General features: G+C 64.5%; 22 protein-coding genes, 2 tRNA genes and 4 pseudogenes. 5 read left to right on the forward strand and 23 right to left on the reverse strand.

Features of this window, described 5'->3' with window-relative positions:
* Window positions 1-188: 188 nt before the first annotated feature.
* Window positions 189-265: transfer RNA gene (locus tag ACV7JP_RS01910), tRNA-Arg, on the reverse strand.
* A 120-nt stretch (window positions 266-385) separates the two neighbouring features.
* Between ACV7JP_RS01910 and ACV7JP_RS01915 the strand changes: the two are divergent.
* Window positions 386-1,504, forward strand: a pseudogene (locus ACV7JP_RS01915) (methyltransferase).
* A gap of 87 nt (window positions 1,505-1,591) precedes the next feature.
* Here the strand turns inward: ACV7JP_RS01915 and pgi are convergent.
* Window positions 1,592-3,232, reverse strand: a complete 1,641-nt coding sequence (gene pgi / locus ACV7JP_RS01920) for a glucose-6-phosphate isomerase (RefSeq protein WP_457797579.1) — start codon at window positions 3,230-3,232, stop codon at window positions 1,592-1,594.
* 217 nt (window positions 3,233-3,449) lie between these two features.
* On the opposite strand from pgi, the gene ACV7JP_RS01925 reads away from it, so the two are divergent.
* Window positions 3,450-4,397 (forward strand): hypothetical protein, encoded by a 948-nt coding sequence (locus ACV7JP_RS01925; protein ID WP_457797580.1) that lies wholly within the window; start codon window positions 3,450-3,452, stop codon window positions 4,395-4,397.
* A 231-nt stretch (window positions 4,398-4,628) separates the two neighbouring features.
* Complete coding sequence (locus ACV7JP_RS01930; protein WP_457797581.1) at window positions 4,629-4,952, forward strand: hypothetical protein; 324 nt, start codon at window positions 4,629-4,631, stop codon at window positions 4,950-4,952.
* 227 nt (window positions 4,953-5,179) lie between these two features.
* Here the strand turns inward: ACV7JP_RS01930 and ACV7JP_RS01935 are convergent.
* Window positions 5,180-6,143, reverse strand: a pseudogene (locus tag ACV7JP_RS01935) (L-threonylcarbamoyladenylate synthase).
* Entirely contained in the window at window positions 6,140-6,892 is a 753-nt protein-coding gene (locus ACV7JP_RS01940; protein WP_457797582.1) for a peptidase, read from the reverse strand. Before ACV7JP_RS01940 ends, ACV7JP_RS01935 begins: the two are co-directional and overlap by 4 nt.
* A 106-nt stretch (window positions 6,893-6,998) precedes the next feature.
* On the opposite strand from ACV7JP_RS01940, the pseudogene mtnA reads away from it, so the two are divergent.
* Window positions 6,999-8,110: pseudogene (gene mtnA, locus ACV7JP_RS01945) on the forward strand (S-methyl-5-thioribose-1-phosphate isomerase).
* 31 nt (window positions 8,111-8,141) lie between these two features.
* Here the strand turns inward: mtnA and ACV7JP_RS01950 are convergent.
* Window positions 8,142-8,797, reverse strand: a pseudogene (locus ACV7JP_RS01950) (class II aldolase/adducin family protein).
* Between the two features lie 72 nt (window positions 8,798-8,869).
* Here ACV7JP_RS01950 and ACV7JP_RS01955 point away from each other — a divergent pair.
* Window positions 8,870-8,945, forward strand: a tRNA-Ile gene (locus tag ACV7JP_RS01955).
* Between the two features lie 40 nt (window positions 8,946-8,985).
* Here the strand turns inward: ACV7JP_RS01955 and ACV7JP_RS01960 are convergent.
* The 18 genes from ACV7JP_RS01960 to ACV7JP_RS02045 all read right to left on the reverse strand — a co-directional run bounded on the left by ACV7JP_RS01960 (window position 8,986) and on the right by ACV7JP_RS02045 (window position 17,204).
* Window positions 8,986-9,297 carry a tyrosine-type recombinase/integrase gene (locus ACV7JP_RS01960; RefSeq protein ID WP_457799016.1) on the reverse strand — a complete coding sequence of 104 codons (312 nt, stop codon included), beginning with the start codon at window positions 9,295-9,297 and terminating at the stop codon, window positions 8,986-8,988.
* Window positions 9,183-10,004: a site-specific integrase gene (locus ACV7JP_RS01965; RefSeq protein ID WP_457799135.1), complete on the reverse strand. Its 822-nt coding sequence runs from the start codon at window positions 10,002-10,004 to the stop codon at window positions 9,183-9,185. Before ACV7JP_RS01965 ends, ACV7JP_RS01960 begins: the two co-directional genes overlap by 115 nt.
* 203 nt (window positions 10,005-10,207) lie before the next feature.
* A complete protein-coding gene (locus ACV7JP_RS01970) occupies window positions 10,208-10,594 on the reverse strand; it encodes a hypothetical protein (RefSeq protein ID WP_457797583.1) in 387 nt (128 codons plus the stop codon).
* A gap of 286 nt (window positions 10,595-10,880) precedes the next feature.
* Window positions 10,881-11,015, reverse strand: a complete 135-nt coding sequence (locus tag ACV7JP_RS01975) for a hypothetical protein (protein WP_457797584.1) — start codon at window positions 11,013-11,015, stop codon at window positions 10,881-10,883.
* A 183-nt stretch (window positions 11,016-11,198) separates the two neighbouring features.
* Window positions 11,199-11,345, reverse strand: a complete 147-nt coding sequence (locus ACV7JP_RS01980) for a hypothetical protein (RefSeq protein ID WP_457797585.1) — start codon at window positions 11,343-11,345, stop codon at window positions 11,199-11,201.
* A gap of 143 nt (window positions 11,346-11,488) precedes the next feature.
* Complete coding sequence (locus ACV7JP_RS01985) at window positions 11,489-11,809, reverse strand: HNH endonuclease (protein WP_457797586.1); 321 nt, start codon at window positions 11,807-11,809, stop codon at window positions 11,489-11,491.
* Window positions 11,806-12,213, reverse strand: a complete 408-nt coding sequence (locus tag ACV7JP_RS01990; RefSeq protein ID WP_457797587.1) for a DUF7694 domain-containing protein — start codon at window positions 12,211-12,213, stop codon at window positions 11,806-11,808. Before ACV7JP_RS01990 ends, ACV7JP_RS01985 begins: the two co-directional genes overlap by 4 nt.
* Window positions 12,210-12,485, reverse strand: coding sequence for a hypothetical protein (locus ACV7JP_RS01995; protein WP_457797588.1), 276 nt, complete (start codon window positions 12,483-12,485; stop codon window positions 12,210-12,212). Before ACV7JP_RS01995 ends, ACV7JP_RS01990 begins: the two co-directional genes overlap by 4 nt.
* The gene (locus tag ACV7JP_RS02000) at window positions 12,482-12,985 is read right to left on the reverse strand and encodes a hypothetical protein (RefSeq protein WP_457797589.1); all 504 of its coding nucleotides are present in this window, start codon (window positions 12,983-12,985) and stop codon (window positions 12,482-12,484) included. The genes ACV7JP_RS01995 and ACV7JP_RS02000 overlap by 4 nt, the downstream gene beginning before the upstream one ends.
* 157 nt (window positions 12,986-13,142) lie before the next feature.
* Complete coding sequence (locus ACV7JP_RS02005) at window positions 13,143-13,961, reverse strand: recombinase RecT (protein ID WP_457797590.1); 819 nt, start codon at window positions 13,959-13,961, stop codon at window positions 13,143-13,145.
* Window positions 13,958-14,629 (reverse strand): hypothetical protein, encoded by a 672-nt coding sequence (locus tag ACV7JP_RS02010; protein WP_457797591.1) that lies wholly within the window; start codon window positions 14,627-14,629, stop codon window positions 13,958-13,960. The genes ACV7JP_RS02005 and ACV7JP_RS02010 overlap by 4 nt, the downstream gene beginning before the upstream one ends.
* A gap of 494 nt (window positions 14,630-15,123) precedes the next feature.
* Window positions 15,124-15,483, reverse strand: a complete 360-nt coding sequence (locus ACV7JP_RS02015) for a hypothetical protein (protein ID WP_457797592.1) — start codon at window positions 15,481-15,483, stop codon at window positions 15,124-15,126.
* Between the two features lie 154 nt (window positions 15,484-15,637).
* On the reverse strand, window positions 15,638-15,883 hold the full coding sequence (locus tag ACV7JP_RS02020) for a hypothetical protein (protein ID WP_457797593.1): 246 nt from the start codon (window positions 15,881-15,883) through the stop codon (window positions 15,638-15,640).
* A 7-nt stretch (window positions 15,884-15,890) separates the two neighbouring features.
* Window positions 15,891-16,091, reverse strand: coding sequence for a hypothetical protein (locus tag ACV7JP_RS02025; RefSeq protein ID WP_457797594.1), 201 nt, complete (start codon window positions 16,089-16,091; stop codon window positions 15,891-15,893).
* Window positions 16,088-16,297: a hypothetical protein gene (locus ACV7JP_RS02030; protein ID WP_457797595.1), complete on the reverse strand. Its 210-nt coding sequence runs from the start codon at window positions 16,295-16,297 to the stop codon at window positions 16,088-16,090. Before ACV7JP_RS02030 ends, ACV7JP_RS02025 begins: the two co-directional genes overlap by 4 nt.
* Before the next feature lies 1 nt (window position 16,298).
* Window positions 16,299-16,637 carry a hypothetical protein gene (locus tag ACV7JP_RS02035; protein ID WP_457797596.1) on the reverse strand — a complete coding sequence of 113 codons (339 nt, stop codon included), beginning with the start codon at window positions 16,635-16,637 and terminating at the stop codon, window positions 16,299-16,301.
* A 1-nt stretch (window position 16,638) separates the two neighbouring features.
* A complete protein-coding gene (locus tag ACV7JP_RS02040; RefSeq protein WP_457797597.1) occupies window positions 16,639-16,959 on the reverse strand; it encodes a hypothetical protein in 321 nt (106 codons plus the stop codon).
* A 119-nt stretch (window positions 16,960-17,078) separates the two neighbouring features.
* Window positions 17,079-17,204 carry a hypothetical protein gene (locus ACV7JP_RS02045; protein ID WP_457799136.1) on the reverse strand — a complete coding sequence of 42 codons (126 nt, stop codon included), beginning with the start codon at window positions 17,202-17,204 and terminating at the stop codon, window positions 17,079-17,081.
* Window positions 17,205-17,235 lie beyond the last annotated feature (31 nt).

The following is a 17,235-nucleotide window of genomic DNA, read 5'->3' on the forward strand; positions in this document are numbered from 1 at the left end:
GGCTTGCAGGCCGCGATCGCATAGACCACCCGGCCTCCGATAGAGGCTTTTTACTCATGTTTCCGTCATTGCGAGCGAAGCGAAGCAATCCAGGGCGGCGATGAACGCCCTCCAAAGTCAGTCGGCGGGCCAAAATCCGCTCGCGGAAACGAGGGAGATCGCGGCAAGGACTGGATTTGGCGGAAAAATGGCGCGCCCGGCACGATTCGAACGTGCGGCCTTTGCCTTCGGAGGGCAACGCTCTATCCAGCTGAGCTACGGGCGCTTGCGGCGATTCAACGCTCTTTCCCTTTTACAGGAAGCGGGGCGCGCCCGCAATCGCCCCCGCCCTTCGCGACTTCGCAAGCTCATGCTATCTGGGCGCGACTCTGCGGGAGCCGAAGGGATGACGCGATTTCTGGAGGATTGGCTCGACCGGCTGCGGGCGCGGCGCGACCGGCTGATCGCCGATCCGAAATTCCAGCGCTGGTCGCTGGCCAACCCGCTCACGCGGCCGATCGCCCGGCGGCGCGCGCGGGCGGCGCTCGATCTTACGGCCGGCTTCGTCTATTCGCAGGCGCTCTTCGCCTGCACGCAGCTCAAGCTTTCGAGGCCTTGGGCGACGGCCCGCTGACCGTCGCCGAGATCGCCGCCCGGCTCTCGCTCTCGCCGGAGGCGGCGCGCCGGCTCCTCGACGCGGCCGCCTCGCTCGATCTCGCCGAGCGGCGCTCGGGCGGCCGATACGGGCTCGGCCAGCTTGGCGCGGCCTTCCTCGGCAACGCCGCGGCGCGGGCGCTCGTCGAGCACCAGCCGGCGCTTTACGCCGATCTCGCCGACCCGGTCGCGCTGCTGCGCGGCGAGAAGCGCGCCGCGCTCGCCGACTACTGGCCTTATTCGGACCTCGAACGACCCAAGGCGCTTCGGACCGAGCAGGTCGCGCCCTATAGCGCCCTGATGGCGGCCTCGCAGCCCATGGTCGCGCAAGAGGCGCTCGACGCCTATGACGTCTCGCGGCACAAGCGGCTCATGGATGTCGGCGGCGGCGAAGGCGTCTTCTCTGCGCCGCCGCCGAGCGCGCGCCAGATCTGGAGCTTGCGCTCGTCGATCTCCCTGCCGTGGCGGATCGGGCGCGGACGCGATTGGAGGCGGCCAGGCTCGCCTCCCGCGCGGAGACTCACGGGCGGGATTTCCTGCGCGACGAGCTGCCGAAGGCGCCGACCTCGTCACGCTGATCCGCATCGTTCACGATCAGGACGAGGCGCGCGCACGCGCGCTGCTGCAAAACGTCCGGCGCGCGGTCGCGCCCGGCGCGACGCTGCTCGTCATCGAGGCGATGTCCGGCGTGAAGGGCGCTGAGCCGCTCGACGCCTATTACGGCTTCTATACCCTCGCCATGGGCCGCGGCGAGCCGAGGCGGGTGGATGAGATCGAAGCGCTGCTGCGGCAGACGGGGTTTGGCGGGTTCAGGCTGCTGAACAATGCGCTTCCGACGCTGACGAGCATTCTCGTGGCGAAGGCGGCGTAGCCGCGGCGTCGAGCCGAAGGCGAAGCAATTCCGAGGCGACGTCGCGGCTGCGGATTGTTTCGCGTCCGTTCGCAATGGCGGCGGAGATCAGCCCTTCGCGCGCCGCCATGCGATCAACCCCGCCGTCGATCCGTCGAGCTCCGCCGTCGAGGCGCCCGCATTCTCCACGATCGGCCCCAGCCGGCTGGCGAGCTCCTTGCCGAGCTCCACGCCCCATTGATCGAAGGGGTTGATGTCCCAGATCACCGATTGGACGAAGACCTTGTGCTCATAGAGCGCGACGAGGCGGCCGAGCGTGCGCGGATCGAGCTGGGTGTAAAGGAAGACGCTCGACGGGCGGTCGCCCGAAAACGCCTTATGCGGCGCGAGCCGTTCGACTTCGGCCTCGTCGAGCCCCTGCCCGCGCAATTGCGCCTTCGCTTCGTCCAGCGTGCGGCCGCGCATGAAGGCCTCGGCCTGTGCGAGACAGTTGGAGAACAAGAGCGCGTGATGATGCGCATCGGCTTTCGTCGGCTTGGCGGCGACGAGGAAATCGATGGGCGTGACGTCCGTGCCCTGATGCAGCAACTGGAAGAAGGCGTGCTGCCCGTTGGTGCCCGGCTCGCCGAAGATCACCGGCCCCGTCGCATGCGTCACGAGGCCGCCGTCGCGCGTGACCGACTTGCCATTCGACTCCATGTCGAGCTGCTGCAGATAGGCAGGGAAACGCGCGAGGCGCTGGTCGTACGGGATGACCGCATGCGCGCCGCGCTTCATCACGTTGCGATGCCAGACGCCGAGCAGGCCCATCAGCGCGGGAATGTTCTTGTCGAGCGGCGCCGAGCGGAAATGCTCGTCAACATCGAAGCCGCCCAGCAGAAACTGCGTGAAATTCTCGGGACCGACGGCGATCGCCAGCGCCAGGCCGATCGACGACCACAAGGAATAGCGCCCGCCGACCCAGTCCCAGAAGCCGAAGACGCGCGACGCGTCGATCCCGAAAGCCGCGACCTTGTCGAGCCTGGTCGAGACGGCGGCGAAATGCCTGGCCACCGCGCCTTCTCCGAGCGCCGCGACGAGACGCGCGCGGGCGCTCGCCGCATTGGCCATGGTTTCCTGCGTGGTGAAGGTCTTGGACGAGACAATGAAGAGCGTGCGCGCGAGATCGAGTCCCGCGAGCGTGTCGGCGAGATCGGCGCCGTCGACATTGGAGACGAAATGCGCGCGCGGGCCGCCCTCCGAATAAGGCGACAGCGCGCGCGCGGCCATTGCCGGGCCAAGATCCGAGCCGCCAATGCCGATATTCACGACATCCGTGAAGGTCAGGCCCGTCGCGCCCGTCGCCTCGCCGCCGCGGATGGCGCGCGCGAAGGCGTAGACCTTCTCGCGCTCGGCCTCGATCAGCGGCCGCACATCTTCGCCGCCGACGAGCAAGGGCCGCGTCGAGAGATCGCGCAGCGCCATATGCATGGCCGCGCGCTTCTCGGTGTTGTTCACCGTCTCGCCGCCAAAGAGCCTGTCGCGCCACGCCTCGAGATTGCGCGCTTTGGCGAGCGCCACGAGCAGGCCGATCGTCTCGCGCGTCGCCTTGTGCTTAGAGAAGTCGAAGAGGAAGTCCTGGTCGAGCGCGACGCTGAAATTTGCGAAGCGCGCGCCATCTTTCCGGAACAGATCGATGGTGCGGATCGCATCGAGGCTTGGCGCGTGAGAGTCGAGGGCGAGGAAAGCGGCGGCGACGGCGTGGGACATCTTCGTCTCGAGGCGGGTTGCGGTCGGCCGAATCGGCCGACGCGGGGACTAGAGAATTACTCCAAAGAAAGAGCTGTTGCAGCGCGGCGAAAGCTGTCCGATTTTTTACTGTATTATGACAGCAAGATGTGGAACCGATATCGGTTCAATGACGATTTTCTGACAGAAGGACGACGATGAACCCGATCCCCTCCTCGACGTGCGCGACGGCGGACCCGTGGCTCATGCCAAGGCGCGGGTCGACGCCGCCGCGGCGCTGCGCGACGCCTGCCTGGGCGCCATCGCGCCGCTCGGCCGTTACTGCCTGTCTCCGATCGATCGCATGGCGTCGAACTGGCTGAAGAAATCCGGCTCGGCCTATCGGGCGGAGCTTGAGCACGTCGTCTCGATTCTCGGCTTTCCCGGCGCGATGACGCTCAACATGTCCTATCTCTTCGCCTGCACGACGCAGGCCTATGAGGGGCCGGACGGGACGCCGCGCATCCGCCGCACGCTGGACTGGCCTTTCAAAGGCCTGGGCGAAGCGGTGGAGATGACATGGCAATTGGGTTCCGCCGGCGATTTCTACAACGCCACCTGGCCGGGCGCGGTCGGCGTGCTTTCCGCCATGGCTCCGGGCCGGTTCTGCGCCGTCATCAATCAGGCGCCCATGCTGCGCCGCATCAAGGGCAGGCTCGGCTTCGCGGTGGACGCCGCGATCAATCTGCGCAACGCGCTCGCGAGCGAGGGCGGCTGGCCGCCGGACCACCTTCTGCGCTACGCCTTCGAGACTTGTGAGACCTTCGAGGAGGCTGTCCAGTTGATCGCCCGCGAGCCGCTGGCGCGGCCGACGCTGTTCACGCTCGCCGGCGTCCGCCGCGGCGAGCTGGCGCTGATCGAACGCACCGAGGGCGATGCGCGCATCTATCGCGGCCCCGTGATCGTCGCCAATGACTGGCAGGAGCCGCAGCCGGGCTGGCAGGCGCGCATGAGCCAGGCCAATAACGACGCGCGCGTCGCGCTGATGCGCGGAGTCGCGCCTGACGCCCCGCGCTTCTCCTGGGTGACGGAGCCCGTGCTGAACCGGCTGACGAGACTCGCTCTGGAGATGACCTCGGCCGGCGCCGGCGACTTCGTCGCGCGCGGCTATGAATGCGCCTTGCTGAAGGCGCGCCGCGCCCCGTGACGGAGGATTTCCATCTGCGCGCGGCAAGTCCGATGGCGCTGGCGGCTTGAGAATCTTAGCGCTTGCCTCGGCGGTCGTTTGAACGCACAATCATCTTGCTCCGTCGCATTTTTTGGCGGAGCCTCTTCCCGCGATGACGGGGAGAGCCGGAGACGGGCTTTGCATTGTCGTCGTAATCGTTGCGCCTTCTGAGCAAAGTTCGTTTCAAAAATTTTTTGAAGGAGATGTGTTATGCCTGAGACCAAAGATTGGTACGCCTGGATCAATTTGACGCCGCCCAAGCCGGATGATTTTCATGTGATCGGCAAAGTGCTGGTCGGCAATCCCGGGATTCTCGCCCAGCTCTGTTACAAGGAGCCCCAGGGCTTCAATCCGAATATCCTGCTTCTCGACCTGCATCTGGTGCAGCAGCCGGGCATGTGGCAGCAGGTCATGACCTGGACCACAGCGCGCTATGACGACATTATCGGTCCGAACGGCCCGATATATGAGGAGGTCGAAATCTTCTCGGACAATGTCTCCGTCGCGCGCGTAAAGGTCGACAAGATCGGCTAATCTGTGTCGCGAATTGACGGACTTTTCCGCCGTCGTTTGCGAGGCGGCGCAGCCGCAGAAGCAATCCGGAGCCGTCGGACGGCCGCTGGATTGCTTCGCTTCCACTCGCAATGATGACGGAAACGAAGCGACGGAAAATTGATATAGATCGCGCCGCGATCGGGCGGCCTCGCCCGGTCGCGGAAAAATGCGGCCGACTTCGACGCGCGGAGCGCCGCCGTTTTGCTTCAGCCGAGCCGCGGAGCCGCGGCGCGGCGCAGGCGATCATTGATCGCCTCGCCGAGGCCGCGCTCGGGAATATGCGCGACGGCGGCCTTCTCGACTCCGCGCGCGTCGAGTTCGCGCAGACAGGCAAAGAGATTGGCCGCCGCCTCGACGAGATCGCCCTCGGGCGAGAGATCGAGCACGACGGCGCCCTGCGGCGCCCGCGAGGCCAGCCGCCGGCCAAAGTCCAGCGCGCCCTCCCCCGCCTCGATTTCATGCGCCTCCAGCCGCAATCTCGCATTCGGCGCATAATGGGAGGCGGTCATGCCCGGCGCCGTGATTCCGGCGCGCAAGGGCGCCGCGAGCCTCGCGCCGAGAAGCTTCTCGATCTTCTCCCGCGCCACGGCGCCCGGCCGCAGCAGCGCGGGCTCGGCCTCGCAGAAGGAGACGATGGTCGACTCCAGTCCCGCCGTGGCGCGGCCTCCCTCGAGGATCATATCGACCCGGCCCGACAGATCCTCCGCCACATGCGCGGCCGTCACCGGGCTCACATGGCCGGAGCGATTGGCCGAGGGCGCCGCGACGGGCCGGCCCAGAGCTTCGATGAGCGCGCGCGCCGCCGGATGATCCGGGATGCGCAAGGCGACGCTCGGCAATCCCGCCCGCGCCAATTCGCAGACCGAGCCGCCCGGCGCCGCCGGCGCGACGATCGTCAGCGGACCCGGCCAAAAGGCTTCGGCAAGCTCGAGAGCGGCGGCCGGCAGGAGCGCCTCGCGCCGCGCGGCGTCGAGATCGGCGACATGGGCGATCAGCGGATTGAAGGAGGGCGCCCCTTGGCGTCATAGACGCGCGCGACGGCCCAGGCGTTCGTGGCGTCGGCGCCGAGCCCGTCACGGTTTCCGTCGGGAAAGCGACGAGGCCGCCCTGTCGCAGGACCTCCGCGGCCCGCGCGATCGACGCCGCGTCGGCCGGCGCGAGGATGGTCACGGCTCGCGGCCGCGATAGGGCGGCGCCGGAATCGCCATATGCGCCGCGCGCAACGCCTTGGACCAGCGCTCGCGCAGGTCGCGGAAATATTCGTCGCCCGCGTCGATCCGCGTCTCGACCTCCAGATGCATCGTATCCCTGCGCAAAAGCGCGACGTCGATGGGCAGGCCGACGGAGAGATTGGACTTGATGGTCGAATCCATCGAGATGAGGCCGATCTTCAGCGCGTCGTAGATGTCGCTGTCGTAATTGGCCGCGCGGTCGAGAATGGGCTTGCCGTATTTGTGCTCGCCGATCTGGAGATAGTTGGTGTCGGGCGTGCATTCGATGCTGTTGCCGGCGGTGTAGATCATGAAGAGGCGCGGCTCGCCGCCCTTGATCTGGCCGCCGAGCAGCATCGTGACGTCGAAGCTCACGCCATTCGTCTGGTCGGTGGGATCGAAGGTCTCGGCGCGCGAGCGGCGCACGGCGCGGCCGACGAGCTGCGCCGCCTTCAGCATGGTCGGCGCGGTCATGGCGCTTTCGATCTCCCCCGTCTCGGGATTTTCGAAGCCCTCCTTGAGGAAATTGACGACGCCCTGCGTCACGGAGAGATTGCCGGCGGAAGCGAGCATGAGCACGTGCTCGCCGGGCTGTTCGAAAATATGCAGCTTGCGGAAGGTCGAGATATTGTCGAGGCCGGCGTTGGTGCGCGTATCCGCGATCATCACCAGTCCGTCGCGCACCAGAATGCCGCAGCAATAGGTCATGGGGTCTCCCCGGCCCGCCGCAACGCCTCCGGGCGCGGGCCGCCCCGGTTTACAAGCTCCAAGCCGGAAGGCACAAGGGCCGAAAGCCACCCGAAAGCAGGCGAAGATGCGCATCGACGGCCGCGACTACAGGACGATATGGCTCGGCGGGACCGGCCGCCGAGCGGAGACGGGCCGTCAGGTGCATGTCATCGACCAGACCCGCCTGCCGCACCGATTCGAGACGGCGATCCTCGGCGACAGCAATGAAGCCGCCCGCGCCATCCGAGAGATGATCGTGCGCGGAGCGCCGCTCATCGGCGTGACGGGCGCCTATGGACTCGCTTTGGCGGCGGCCGAGGATGCGAGCGACGCGGCGCTGGAGGCGGCCTATGGGACGCTGCTGGCGACGCGCCCCACTGCGGTCAATCTGCGCTGGGCGCTGGACAGGGTGAAGGCTTTGCTTCTCGCGGCGCGCGTCGCCGAACGCGCCGCCCTCGCTTCGCCGAGGCCGGGCGGATCGCCGAGGAAGACGTCGCCTGCTGCGCCAGGATCGGCGATTATGGGGCGGCGCTCATTCGCGCGGCGGCGGAGAAGAATCCCGGCCGCCCGGTGAACATCCTCACCCATTGCAACGCCGGCTGGCTCGCCGCCGTCGACTGGGGCACGGCGCTGGCGCCCGTCTACAAGGCGGCGCGGGCCGGCGTCGACCTCCATGTGTGGGTCGACGAAACCCGCCCGCGCAATCAAGGCGCGAGCCTGACCGCGTTCGAGCTTCTCTCCGAAGGCGTGAGCCATACGGTCATCGCCGACAATGCGGGCGGGCATCTGATGCAGAACGGCATGGTCGATCTCGTCATCGTCGGCACGGACCGCACCACGCGCGCTGGCGACGTGTGCAACAAGATCGGCACCTATCTCAAGGCGCTCGCCGCGCATGACAATGGCGTGCCCTTCTATGTCGCATTGCCGAGCTCCACCATCGACTGGCGCATCAGCGACGGCGTCGCCGACATCCCCATCGAGGAGCGCGGCGCGCGCGAGGTGACGCATATCGCCGGCCGCGCGCCCGACGGCGCGGTGACGGAGGTGCTGGTCACGCCCGAAGGCTCGCCCGCCCGCAACTGGGCCTTCGACGTGACGCCCGCGAAATATGTGACCGGGCTGATTACCGAGCGCGGCGTGTGCGCGGCGACGGAAGCGGGATTGACGGGACTGTTTCCAAATTCGGCCGCATAGCGCAACCGTTCTTGCGAGGCGGCGAAGACGGCTATTGCGTGTCGCCGCGCGGCCCGTAATTCCTGAACCGCTCCACCGTGCGCCAGATTTCGTCGTCCGGCAGCACGACCGGCGCGCCCGCGAGCGAGCCGAGATAATAGACCTGCGCCAGCGCCTCGAGCTCCACCGCGCGCCATAGCGCCTTGCGCATGTCGGGGCCGGCGACGATGGCGCCGTGATTGGCGAGCAGCACGCCGTCCCGTTCCCTCAGCCCTTCCACGACGAGCGCCGACAGCGCCGCCGTGCCGTAGGAGGCGTAGCCGACGCAGGGCACGGTCGGGCCGCCGAAGGCCGCGATCATGTAATGCACGGCGGGGATGTCGCGCCGCAGGGTCGCGAGCGTCGTGGCGTAGGCCGAATGCATGTGAACGACCGCGTTCACGTCGGGCCGGGCGCGATAGACGTCGAGATGGAATCGCCATTCGCTCGAAGGCGGCAGCGGCCCTCATACGCGCCGCTCTCATCATCGAGCCTCATGCGCGCGATCTGCCCGGGCGCGAGCTCGCGCGCCGGAACGCCGCTCGGCGTCACCAGCGCCCCATCGCCGAGGCGCAGCGACAGATTGCCGGCCGAGCCGTGATTGAGCCCGAGCCGGTCCAGTTCCAAAGCCCCAGCCACAATGGCCGCGCGGCCCTCCGCCTCCGTCATCGCGTCCTCTCGCCGAACGATATTGCCCGCCGGACGGTTTGCTGTATAGGACGTAGCGTCCCCGAGACACAGGGGCCGGTAGCTCAATGGTTAGAGCCGACCGCTCATAACGGTCTGGTTGGGGGTTCGAGTCCCTCCCGGCCTACCACCATCATCCTATACATACTCATTCTCCTGATGAAATGTTCTCACTGCTTATCGGGGAGAACATAGCGTTTAGCAAAGGCGTCTCGCGCCAATCGTGCGCGGTCCGCCTTCTCGATATAGAGAAGCGCCTGCTTTGCCCCTTTCCAGCCGAAAACGGCGTTGAGCTGGGGAACTGTGGCGCCGGCTTCGGCGAGCCGCGTTGCCGCCGCTTTGCGCAGGCCATGCGCCGAGCAATGTTTCAGCCCTGCCTTGTCGCAGGCTTCTCGGAAGAGGTTCCCGAAAACTCCTTGGTCATTGGCGCGCCGTGAACCGTAGCGATGAAGGTTTCCTTCCCGGCCTGAGAAGCTCGTAATACAGACCGCAACTCTGACGAGACCGGAAGCGTAACAACTACGCCAGTTTTCCCGGTCGATAGGGTGAGAACACCATTTTTGACGTGTCTCGGGCCGATTAGGACCGCATCCCCACGTCTCAACCCTGTATAGAGAAGAATGGCCAGCCAAAGCCTTTCCCGGGTTCCTGTAGGCCAACGATCCTCGTAGGCAGATATCTCCTCCTCCGTCCATGTGTGAAACCCATCTGTTGCGGGTCGCTCGACCGTGACGCCATCCGTTGGGTTCGCCCCCGCCTCGCCGGTCTTGACTGCCCACTGAAAGAGCCCGCGCATCGTCTGGACAAAATGCTTGGCAGCGCCCGGGCCGAGCTTGTCTCGGGTATTCCTGATCATGGTGGTGTCGATTGACGCCACGGGGTCCTGCCCCGCTGCCTTGGAAACTCTCTTGAATATGTTCGCGCGCTGGCGTTGCGTAGCCGGTGAAAGCCTCTTCCAATCCGATGATGTTTTGTAGGCGTCGATAAGCGCCGAAAGGCTTCCCTGAGCTGCTCTTGGCTTTTCCGGCGGCTTCTCGCCCCATAGCGCGGATCTGTAGGCTGCGATGAACTCCGGCGAACCGTAAACGCCGCGAATCCTGATCTTCGGACCGGGGCGGCGCCAGACATACCAGCGCTCCACCCCATGCCTGGAGATGCTCTTGTGAAGATAGGGGTAGGATTTGCTCATTTATCGTCACAGGAGCACCTCGCGCCGCTTGACAACCGTTGGCGTAAGCTTTTCCCCGCTTTCCCCATTGTTCTCACCCGGCGGCGGAAATACGATGGTTATTTTCCCGCCCTCTATTGACACGCCCGACGCGCCTTCCCGCTTCGCCGCGCGTAGGGCGCGGGCGATATCGGCCTGCGTTATTTGAGCGGGGCGGCGCGGCATTAGGCGTCCTCTTTCGCGCGGGATTTTTTCAAACTGACGGCTTCAACCATTTCGCGGAGAGTTTGCACGAACGTCTCTTGCTCGCTTAAAACTCGCCTTATGTTTCCTATCGCGACCGATCTCGCCCCATCGTCCATCGCGTTGATGGTGGAGGCTGCTAACCGGATTTGGTTCGGGGTTGGAGCCCCGTGGCCGCGCCTTGAATTGCAATCTCGATGCGCAAGAAAAACAAGGCCGATCTTCGGCGATTTGTTCCCCTTCCCAGAAAACGCTTGCGGCACAAAATGATCCCACGATCTGTCGATCGGAAGCACTTCGCCGCCGCAAAGAATACACCTTTCGAATTGCAGGCGAGCAAGTTCCTTTTTCCACGCACAAGCGCTCATCCCTCCTCCCCCTTCGTTCTGTCTGCTGGCGCGATGGCGAGGATGCGCTGCGTGGCTTCGCGTGTGATCGATCCCCATACGCTCTTTGGGAGCCACTCACGACCAGCCTTATTGTGGTCGCCGACAGTCTTCGCACACTCCTTCAGGACAGTGCGAATAGCGACGCGCGCATCTCGCCGCCACGAATCGCGCTCGACCTCGTTCGCATTCTCCCAAGCGCCGCGCCAACAGCGTTCTTCGCAAATCTCTCGCGCGACGTGCTCCAACAGCTTCTCAGCGTCCATCGTCATGCCGCCCTCGCGCGCTGGATCAGTTCATAGGACCGCGCGTCGGCGGCGAAGACGCCGGGCGCGAATTCGAGTTCGCTAAGCTGCATGGCATTGACCGTCCGCTTTTCAAGCTCTTCGCGAAATATGGTCACCACGCGCCGACGCGGTGTTCCTGATAGGCTAACGCCAGCCGATATGGTTTGCTCGCGTTCGGCGCCGCGCTCGATTTCCGCCGCGATGAAGGCGCGCAGTCGTTTGGAACGCTCGCGCGCCTCTTTTGCCTGCTTTTGCCGTATGTCTGAGAAGTTCCCTCCGGCCGCGCATGGCCTGCAACCCTATGCGCCGAGCTTTTTGGAGACGGCCGCCGCCGTAGCGCCCTTGCCTAGCTGAATCGCGATGATCGACGGCAATACACCATCGTTCCAAAGCGAGCGCAAAAGAAAGATCGACTCTCTATCCCAAGGAAACGGCGGACGTTTCATGCTGCGCATTCTCCAAGTCTATTGAGGGGCGAATCTTCTTGCGATTGCTGGCGGCCCAAGTGGAGGCAGCGCCCCTTTGTCGATCTTCGGCTTCTTGTTGCTGGGCTCGAATCCGCGGCTCTCGATCTTGCGTGTTGGCGGGGTCAGGCCGTGGGCGCGCTTGGCGATCCGGTCGGCTTTGGCCGCGCGCTTGCGCTCGGCGGCCGTCTTGATTTCGTGGGCGAGGCGCAGAACGGGCGCGAGATTCCCTCGCGGTGCTCCCCGCCTTCCTCCAGCGGCTTGATGTGCTCAAGATCGAAGGCTTGCCCGTCCGCGATGAGAATTTTCGTCAGGTAGCACTTGCCTTCGAAGCGCCGCAGGATGCGCAGGCGGACGCGGTCTGGAACCTTGGCGTCGGGCGATTTTCCAATCCACTCGTTTACGGATCTGCCAGTCGCCTTGGCGATCTTTGGGGAAGTGGTCATTTTCGCCCCTCGAAAATCGTAAATGGGAGCGGCTTGACTATCCACAAATGGAACATATCCGCTTGGTCGACCATTTGCGCTTGCGGCGGATAGACTTCGACACCGGTTGCATCCGCACCAGCTAGTTCGTTTTTGATCCTTTGCATTTCGTGGAACGACGGGCGGATGCCGGACAGCGACGAAATGGCAAGATGTGTCGCGCCATCCGTCTTGCGTTCCAGAACAGAAAACACCCAATTGCGGTGGACGCGGCGAATCTCAGAGCCCCATCCATGGTCGCTGATCCCGTTCGGAAGCTCGATTGTCTCCCATATTGGCCAGTCGCCAGACTTCCGGCGCTTCGCCTCGATATTCAGCAAGTGTCGACGTTCTGCGCGCGGCAGACTTCCAATTGCCGGGTTCATGGTCCGCACCTCAGCGAATGGCTCATCGCGCCCATGCCGCATTTCTGGCAGACCGTCTCGCCGCCGCATCCGTCCTCGGCCTCGCGCCAGCCTTTAAACGAATGCTCGCAAGGTCCGTCCGGGCAAGCGCAGTAGCATTCGCCAGCACCTGAGACATGAACGCCGATATTCTCTCGCTCCCATCCTCTATCGGCGCAAACGGCGTCAATAAGCTTATTGATCGCTGCATCGCGCTCGGCGCGGAGCTTGTCAAAATCAGGCTTATCGCTCACGCCGCCCTCCCGAGTTCATGCACATTGACGCCGAGCAATTCGGCGATGTAGCCGAGGACGCGGTCCTTGCTTTCCTGAAACTTCTTCTTGCCCATGGCGCGATAGCTCTGCGACTCGGCGCGCCAGATGGTGACGATGTTCCCCTCGACGGTCGCGATCTCGTATTCTTCTGTCGAAGGGGCGAAGGCGGCGACACGCAGCGCCTCGGCGCGCGACCCCGCCACATATTGCCGCTGCGTCGCGTAGCCGGTGGCGATCAGTGCGTGCTTGCGGAGCGCCTCCGGATTCTGGAAGCGGGGCGAATAGCTCTCGGGAAGCGTCGCCCAAAGCTCTGCGATCTGCGCGAAGTAATGGGCGTGAGAGGCTTCTGAGCGCTCTTGGTGCTCGACGAGGCGGTAGCGCTGCCCGATGACAAACGTCGCGTCGCACTCGCGCGCACAGCGGCCAAGCGCTTGGAAGACGCCTTCTCCGTCGTAGCGTGCGACGATCGGGGCGGTCATCCTTCAAGCTCCCCGCGCCTGGCGTCGTCGGCCGCCATGAACTCCTCATATTCCTCGCGCGTGAACGCCCCCATGGCAGGCTCGACCATCTCCGAGAAAATCTTGTCGAGCTCGTCGCCGTCCTTGGCGGTCGAGATTGCGTCCTTGTAGCGGTCGATCAGCGGGCGCTTGTCGCGCGCGGCCGGCGGCGGGGGCGGAGGAGGAGGAGGGGCGCGGGCTCTTTCGCGCTTGCCCCTGGGGGCGGTGCTGGCTCCTTGGCGGCGGCCGGCGGCGGCGGCTCGATGGCCTTCGTCTCGATCTGCGCGACGGCCGGAGGCGGCGGAGGCGGCGGCTCGGTGCGAGCTTCGGCCGGCCGCGCCTCGTCGTCTATCTCCTCGCGCAGATACAGGCCGCCCAGCACGTCAGCGAAAAGATCGCGCAGGCAGAAGGCGCGTGCGCGCATCTGCAACATGCGATCAGGGTAACGATGCCACGGGCTATCGTTTTCCTTCTGATAGGTGCCGCCATCCTTCTTGTAGCGCGTGACCTTCGCCTCCGGGCTCCACAACCCGGCGCGCTTGGCGTCGGCAACGGAGAACTGGCGGGCGACCGGCTTGGGGTCTCCCTTGCGCTTCGCCTCGCAGATGGCGACGCGCGCATCGCCTTCGCCATCGACGGTCTCCGACACGTATTCGCAGAGGCCGGAGGCGCGGACCAAGCCCATGGCGGCGTCGCCCCAAATCGTCGGGCGGCCGTTGACCACAGCGATGCGCTGCATGGCGGCCATCGGCGGCAGGCCGATTTCCAGCCCGTGCATGAGCGCCACCATGGCCTTTTCCGGGGTGTCTATCCCCTGCGGCGTGATGCCAGAAGCGCAGATCGCTATAGCGAGGCGCCAGCACGAGTCAAAATCGGTGGGGACGATGGCCTGAGGCTTGTGCCCGGCCACGATCGCCGGGCGCGGGCGCGCTTGGTCGAGAGTGACGACGTCGTTCATATCGTCTCCTTACGCGGCGTAAGAAATGGTCTTCCGCTCGACGCCGGGCGGGCTTCCGCCGGCCGATCCGATGCGGTTTGCGATAAGGTCGAGCGTCGAGAGGAGGTCCGGCGGCGGCGCGTCCATCGCGAGCAGGTAGTCGACAAAGGCGCGGCGATCGGTGATTTCCCACTTCGTGCGCGTCCGCATCGAGACACGGCCGCGCGTGCCGGCCTTGACGTTCTCGACGACGGGCGGCTCCTCCTCGTCCGGGGAGGCTCGCCAGCGGCCTTGGCGGCGGCGCGCGCTTCTGCGGCCTGCCGCTCTTGCTCGGCGCGCAGGCGCGCGGCTTCCTCGGAGCGCTTGCGTTGCTCTTCAACCGCCCACGTCTCGAAAGCCTTCTTCATGAAGCGCTTCTTCTGGTCGGCGAGGTCGATGACCGGCTTCCACGCCGCGTCGACGGCGCGGCCCGCCTCGAGATGCGGCGCCTTCTCGGCCTTGTGCTTGTCCTGCCCACGCTTTTCCAGCTTGCCGAACTCGGTGGCGTAGTTCGCCGCCTTGTCGGCTTGCTCCTGCGTCGTGATCTTGCCGCCGATCGACTTGAGCCAGTCCCGCGCCGCGTCGGCGAGATTGTTGATGTCGGCTTGCAGGGCCTCGTGCGGTTCGAGGTTCTGCGAATTGTCGCCCATGCCGCGCTCGGCCGGCGCTCGACGTCCTCCGGCCATTTGCCGCCGTCGCGGATCGTCTCGTAAAGCTCGTAGGGGATGGGCTTGCGGCAGACGAAGCCGAAAAGCTCGTCAATCTCGTCGTCGTGACGCGGCGCGTAACCGGCCGTGACGCGGCACCCAAGCGCGCCGGCCTCGTCGCGGTAGATGTAGACCGCGCGGAACTTATCGCGATAGCAGCCGAGTTGCGGATGCCCGCGCTGGATCAGGTCTTCAATGAAGTTCCCCTTGAGCGCTTCGGACCAATAGAGCCATTCGTTCTCGACCGCATTACTCATCGCCATCATCCTCGATCTCGACCTCGATCATTCCCATCCCGCGACAATCGGGACATGTGAACGCCGCCCATCCTCGCGCGTCATCAGGAACGGGCCCCGGCTTCTCGCGGCGAATGTCAGCACTCGAAATGCCGATCTCGCCGGAGCCGTCGCAGCGCTTGCATGTTTCAGGGAACTTGCTCATCGCGCCATCCTCCCCGCGCTCGCTTCATGAGCTAAATCGCGTGCGATCACACCAATCTCAATTGATGCAGCGGCGGCCAATTGTGGGAGGACTGCACGGAGGGATTCTAGGTCCATAGCGAGCGCAGATAGCGCAGCGTCTCTTTCGGCTTCTCCACGTTTACGTTCCGATACTTCCAATTCGGCTTGAACGCTTTTTAACGCAGCGCGCGCATCATCATTATTGATGTAAATATCCAATCTGACATTTTTGACGTTATGCGCATATCTGTCAGGACGATTACGTTCCGCTTCAATCAAGCGCTCACGGATCATCCTGATGCGGGCGACAGCCTTCTCTAGCTCCGCTATGCTCATCTCATCCTCCCCGCGCTCGACATGCCTTCGGCGACGAAAGCTCGCCAGTAGTTCCGCCAAAATCTGCGATGATGCTCGCGCCGTTGGATTCGATGCAGGAGGCGCGTAGCGCGGTAATCGATATTGGTTGGCCAGCGGGCAGGAGCGGAGTTCATCACTCGAACCTCATATTTTCGAGCTTCGCGATTTGCTTCTTGAGAGCCTCGATCTTGGCGACGCGCATTTCCTCAGCTTTCACGAGCGCGCTTTCTTTCGTTCTGTGCCAATCGCGTCCGTCGCCATGGAAGTTCTGCAATCTGTTCGATCGGTTCGAGACCATGTCTGGCCAGCGCTCGTCGTGATCTGCATCCATTTCAAACACGCCGGATGACAGCGCATATTTCGTGATCCAGACGCGCATGCTATCCTCACGCAGCAATCGTGAATTCACGCGCCGGGCGTCCAGCGCGGTTCGTCGAGTGGTAGGCTTCGATAGCTGCCTTGCGCATCTTCGCCGCAGCCCACGCGGTCGATAGACAATGTCCGAACGTCCACCCGATGCCGAAACGCTTTCCTTGGCGGAAGCGCAAATGGGCGTCGCGGAAAATTGCTGACTTGTCGATCTTCATGACGCCTTCTCCAAAGTGCGAATATCAACGATGCTGTTATTCTCGCTCGCGACGACGCGGCGAATGTCGTCCGAGATTTCCGCGAGCATCTCGCGGTCGATCCCGGCAATGTGCGGGCGATTGCGCAGATAGCGGTCGATCCGATCCGCTACGTCCTCGTGGCGCGCCAGCATGCGACCGAAGCGGTAGGGATAGGAGGGCTCCATTTCAGCACCCCTGACCAGCACGATGCAGCGTGCTGTGCTCGCGCCGGTAATCGCTGTAAGATCGAGCGTCGGCGTCGCGCTCGTGCGCGGATTCCTCGCAGGCGACTTCGAAGTCGCTTCCGTCTAGCGCATCGACGAGGCGCGGGTTGAACTCGTCGCGGTCGAGCCCGGCATGGAATGCGAGAGACACCGCCGCCGCATCAACGAGCGTCGCGAGGTCTCGCACTAGGTCGCGAGTCAGGAGCGCGCTGTCAGCGTCTTCGTGTAGGTCGGGGCATTTCGAGAAAGCCTGCATAATGCCGACGATGAACTTGTCTCGGATGGGCGCTGTGCTAGACATGTCAGCCTCGCGCTTTCTTGATGGCGGCGCGGGCCCTGCATTGCGCGATCGTGAATTTGCCGACGGTCGGCAAATTATCGTCCACGTGTTTATTGCGATCGTCCTGCGCGGCGGCTTCGGCGGCGAATGGAGCCAGCGCCTTCACCAGTTCCTCATTCGCTTCCTTGAGGGAGGCAATGGATTCGGCGCTGTGCGCATGGCAGGCTTGGACGACTTGCTCGATCAGACGCGCCGTCGCCTGCGTCACGATTGAGTCTTTCGCGATGCTTCTCGCGAGTTCGCGGAAGCGTTCGTCCGGGTTGTCTGGAAGCTTCGGCTTCATGTGATCCTCCATCGGCAGAGCCGGGGCGTGCGGTTAGGCGGCGGCTCTCGATGCAACGACGCTGGCAAAACGATCATGCCCGTAAGCGCCGCGCGTCTGCTCCAGAATTTCCGAAATTGTCATGCTGACCTCGCGAATTCGCCGAACGCATCGCGCGCCGCGCGATCATAAGCATTGGCTGCATCCTCTATCTCGTCGAAGAGGCCAAGATGTTTTTGCTTGCCGAAGATCGTAATCGACGCCATCCATTTTCCGCATTGCTTGTGCCAAAAGACT

It is taken from the genome of Methylocystis sp. S23 (assembly GCF_054106005.1).

Coding starts and splice junctions, on each gene's coding strand:
- pgi (WP_457797579.1), bottom strand. CDS start 3,232: ATGTCCCACGCCGTCGCCGCCGCTTTCCTCGCCCTCGACTCTCACGCG.
- ACV7JP_RS01980 (WP_457797585.1), bottom strand. CDS start 11,345: ATGAAACGTCCGCCGTTTCCTTGGGATAGAGAGTCGATCTTTCTTTTG.
- ACV7JP_RS01930 (WP_457797581.1), top strand. CDS start 4,629: ATGCCTGAGACCAAAGATTGGTACGCCTGGATCAATTTGACGCCGCCC.
- ACV7JP_RS02025 (WP_457797594.1), bottom strand. CDS start 16,091: ATGAAGATCGACAAGTCAGCAATTTTCCGCGACGCCCATTTGCGCTTC.
- ACV7JP_RS01985 (WP_457797586.1), bottom strand. CDS start 11,809: ATGACCACTTCCCCAAAGATCGCCAAGGCGACTGGCAGATCCGTAAAC.
- ACV7JP_RS02005 (WP_457797590.1), bottom strand. CDS start 13,961: ATGAACGACGTCGTCACTCTCGACCAAGCGCGCCCGCGCCCGGCGATC.
- ACV7JP_RS02015 (WP_457797592.1), bottom strand. CDS start 15,483: ATGAGCATAGCGGAGCTAGAGAAGGCTGTCGCCCGCATCAGGATGATC.
- ACV7JP_RS01940 (WP_457797582.1), bottom strand. CDS start 6,892: ATGACCTATTGCTGCGGCATTCTGGTGCGCGACGGACTGGTGATGATC.
- ACV7JP_RS01990 (WP_457797587.1), bottom strand. CDS start 12,213: ATGAACCCGGCAATTGGAAGTCTGCCGCGCGCAGAACGTCGACACTTG.
- ACV7JP_RS02020 (WP_457797593.1), bottom strand. CDS start 15,883: ATGCGCGTCTGGATCACGAAATATGCGCTGTCATCCGGCGTGTTTGAA.
- ACV7JP_RS01965 (WP_457799135.1), bottom strand. CDS start 10,004: ATGAGCAAATCCTACCCCTATCTTCACAAGAGCATCTCCAGGCATGGG.
- ACV7JP_RS02000 (WP_457797589.1), bottom strand. CDS start 12,985: ATGACCGCCCCGATCGTCGCACGCTACGACGGAGAAGGCGTCTTCCAA.
- ACV7JP_RS01970 (WP_457797583.1), bottom strand. CDS start 10,594: ATGAGCGCTTGTGCGTGGAAAAAGGAACTTGCTCGCCTGCAATTCGAA.
- ACV7JP_RS02045 (WP_457799136.1), bottom strand. CDS start 17,204: ATGGCGTCGATTACGATCTTCGGCAAGCAAAAACATCTTGGCCTCTTC.
- ACV7JP_RS02030 (WP_457797595.1), bottom strand. CDS start 16,297: ATGGAGCCCTCCTATCCCTACCGCTTCGGTCGCATGCTGGCGCGCCAC.
- ACV7JP_RS02010 (WP_457797591.1), bottom strand. CDS start 14,629: ATGGGCGACAATTCGCAGAACCTCGAACCGCACGAGGCCCTGCAAGCC.
- ACV7JP_RS02035 (WP_457797596.1), bottom strand. CDS start 16,637: ATGTCTAGCACAGCGCCCATCCGAGACAAGTTCATCGTCGGCATTATG.
- ACV7JP_RS02040 (WP_457797597.1), bottom strand. CDS start 16,959: ATGAAGCCGAAGCTTCCAGACAACCCGGACGAACGCTTCCGCGAACTC.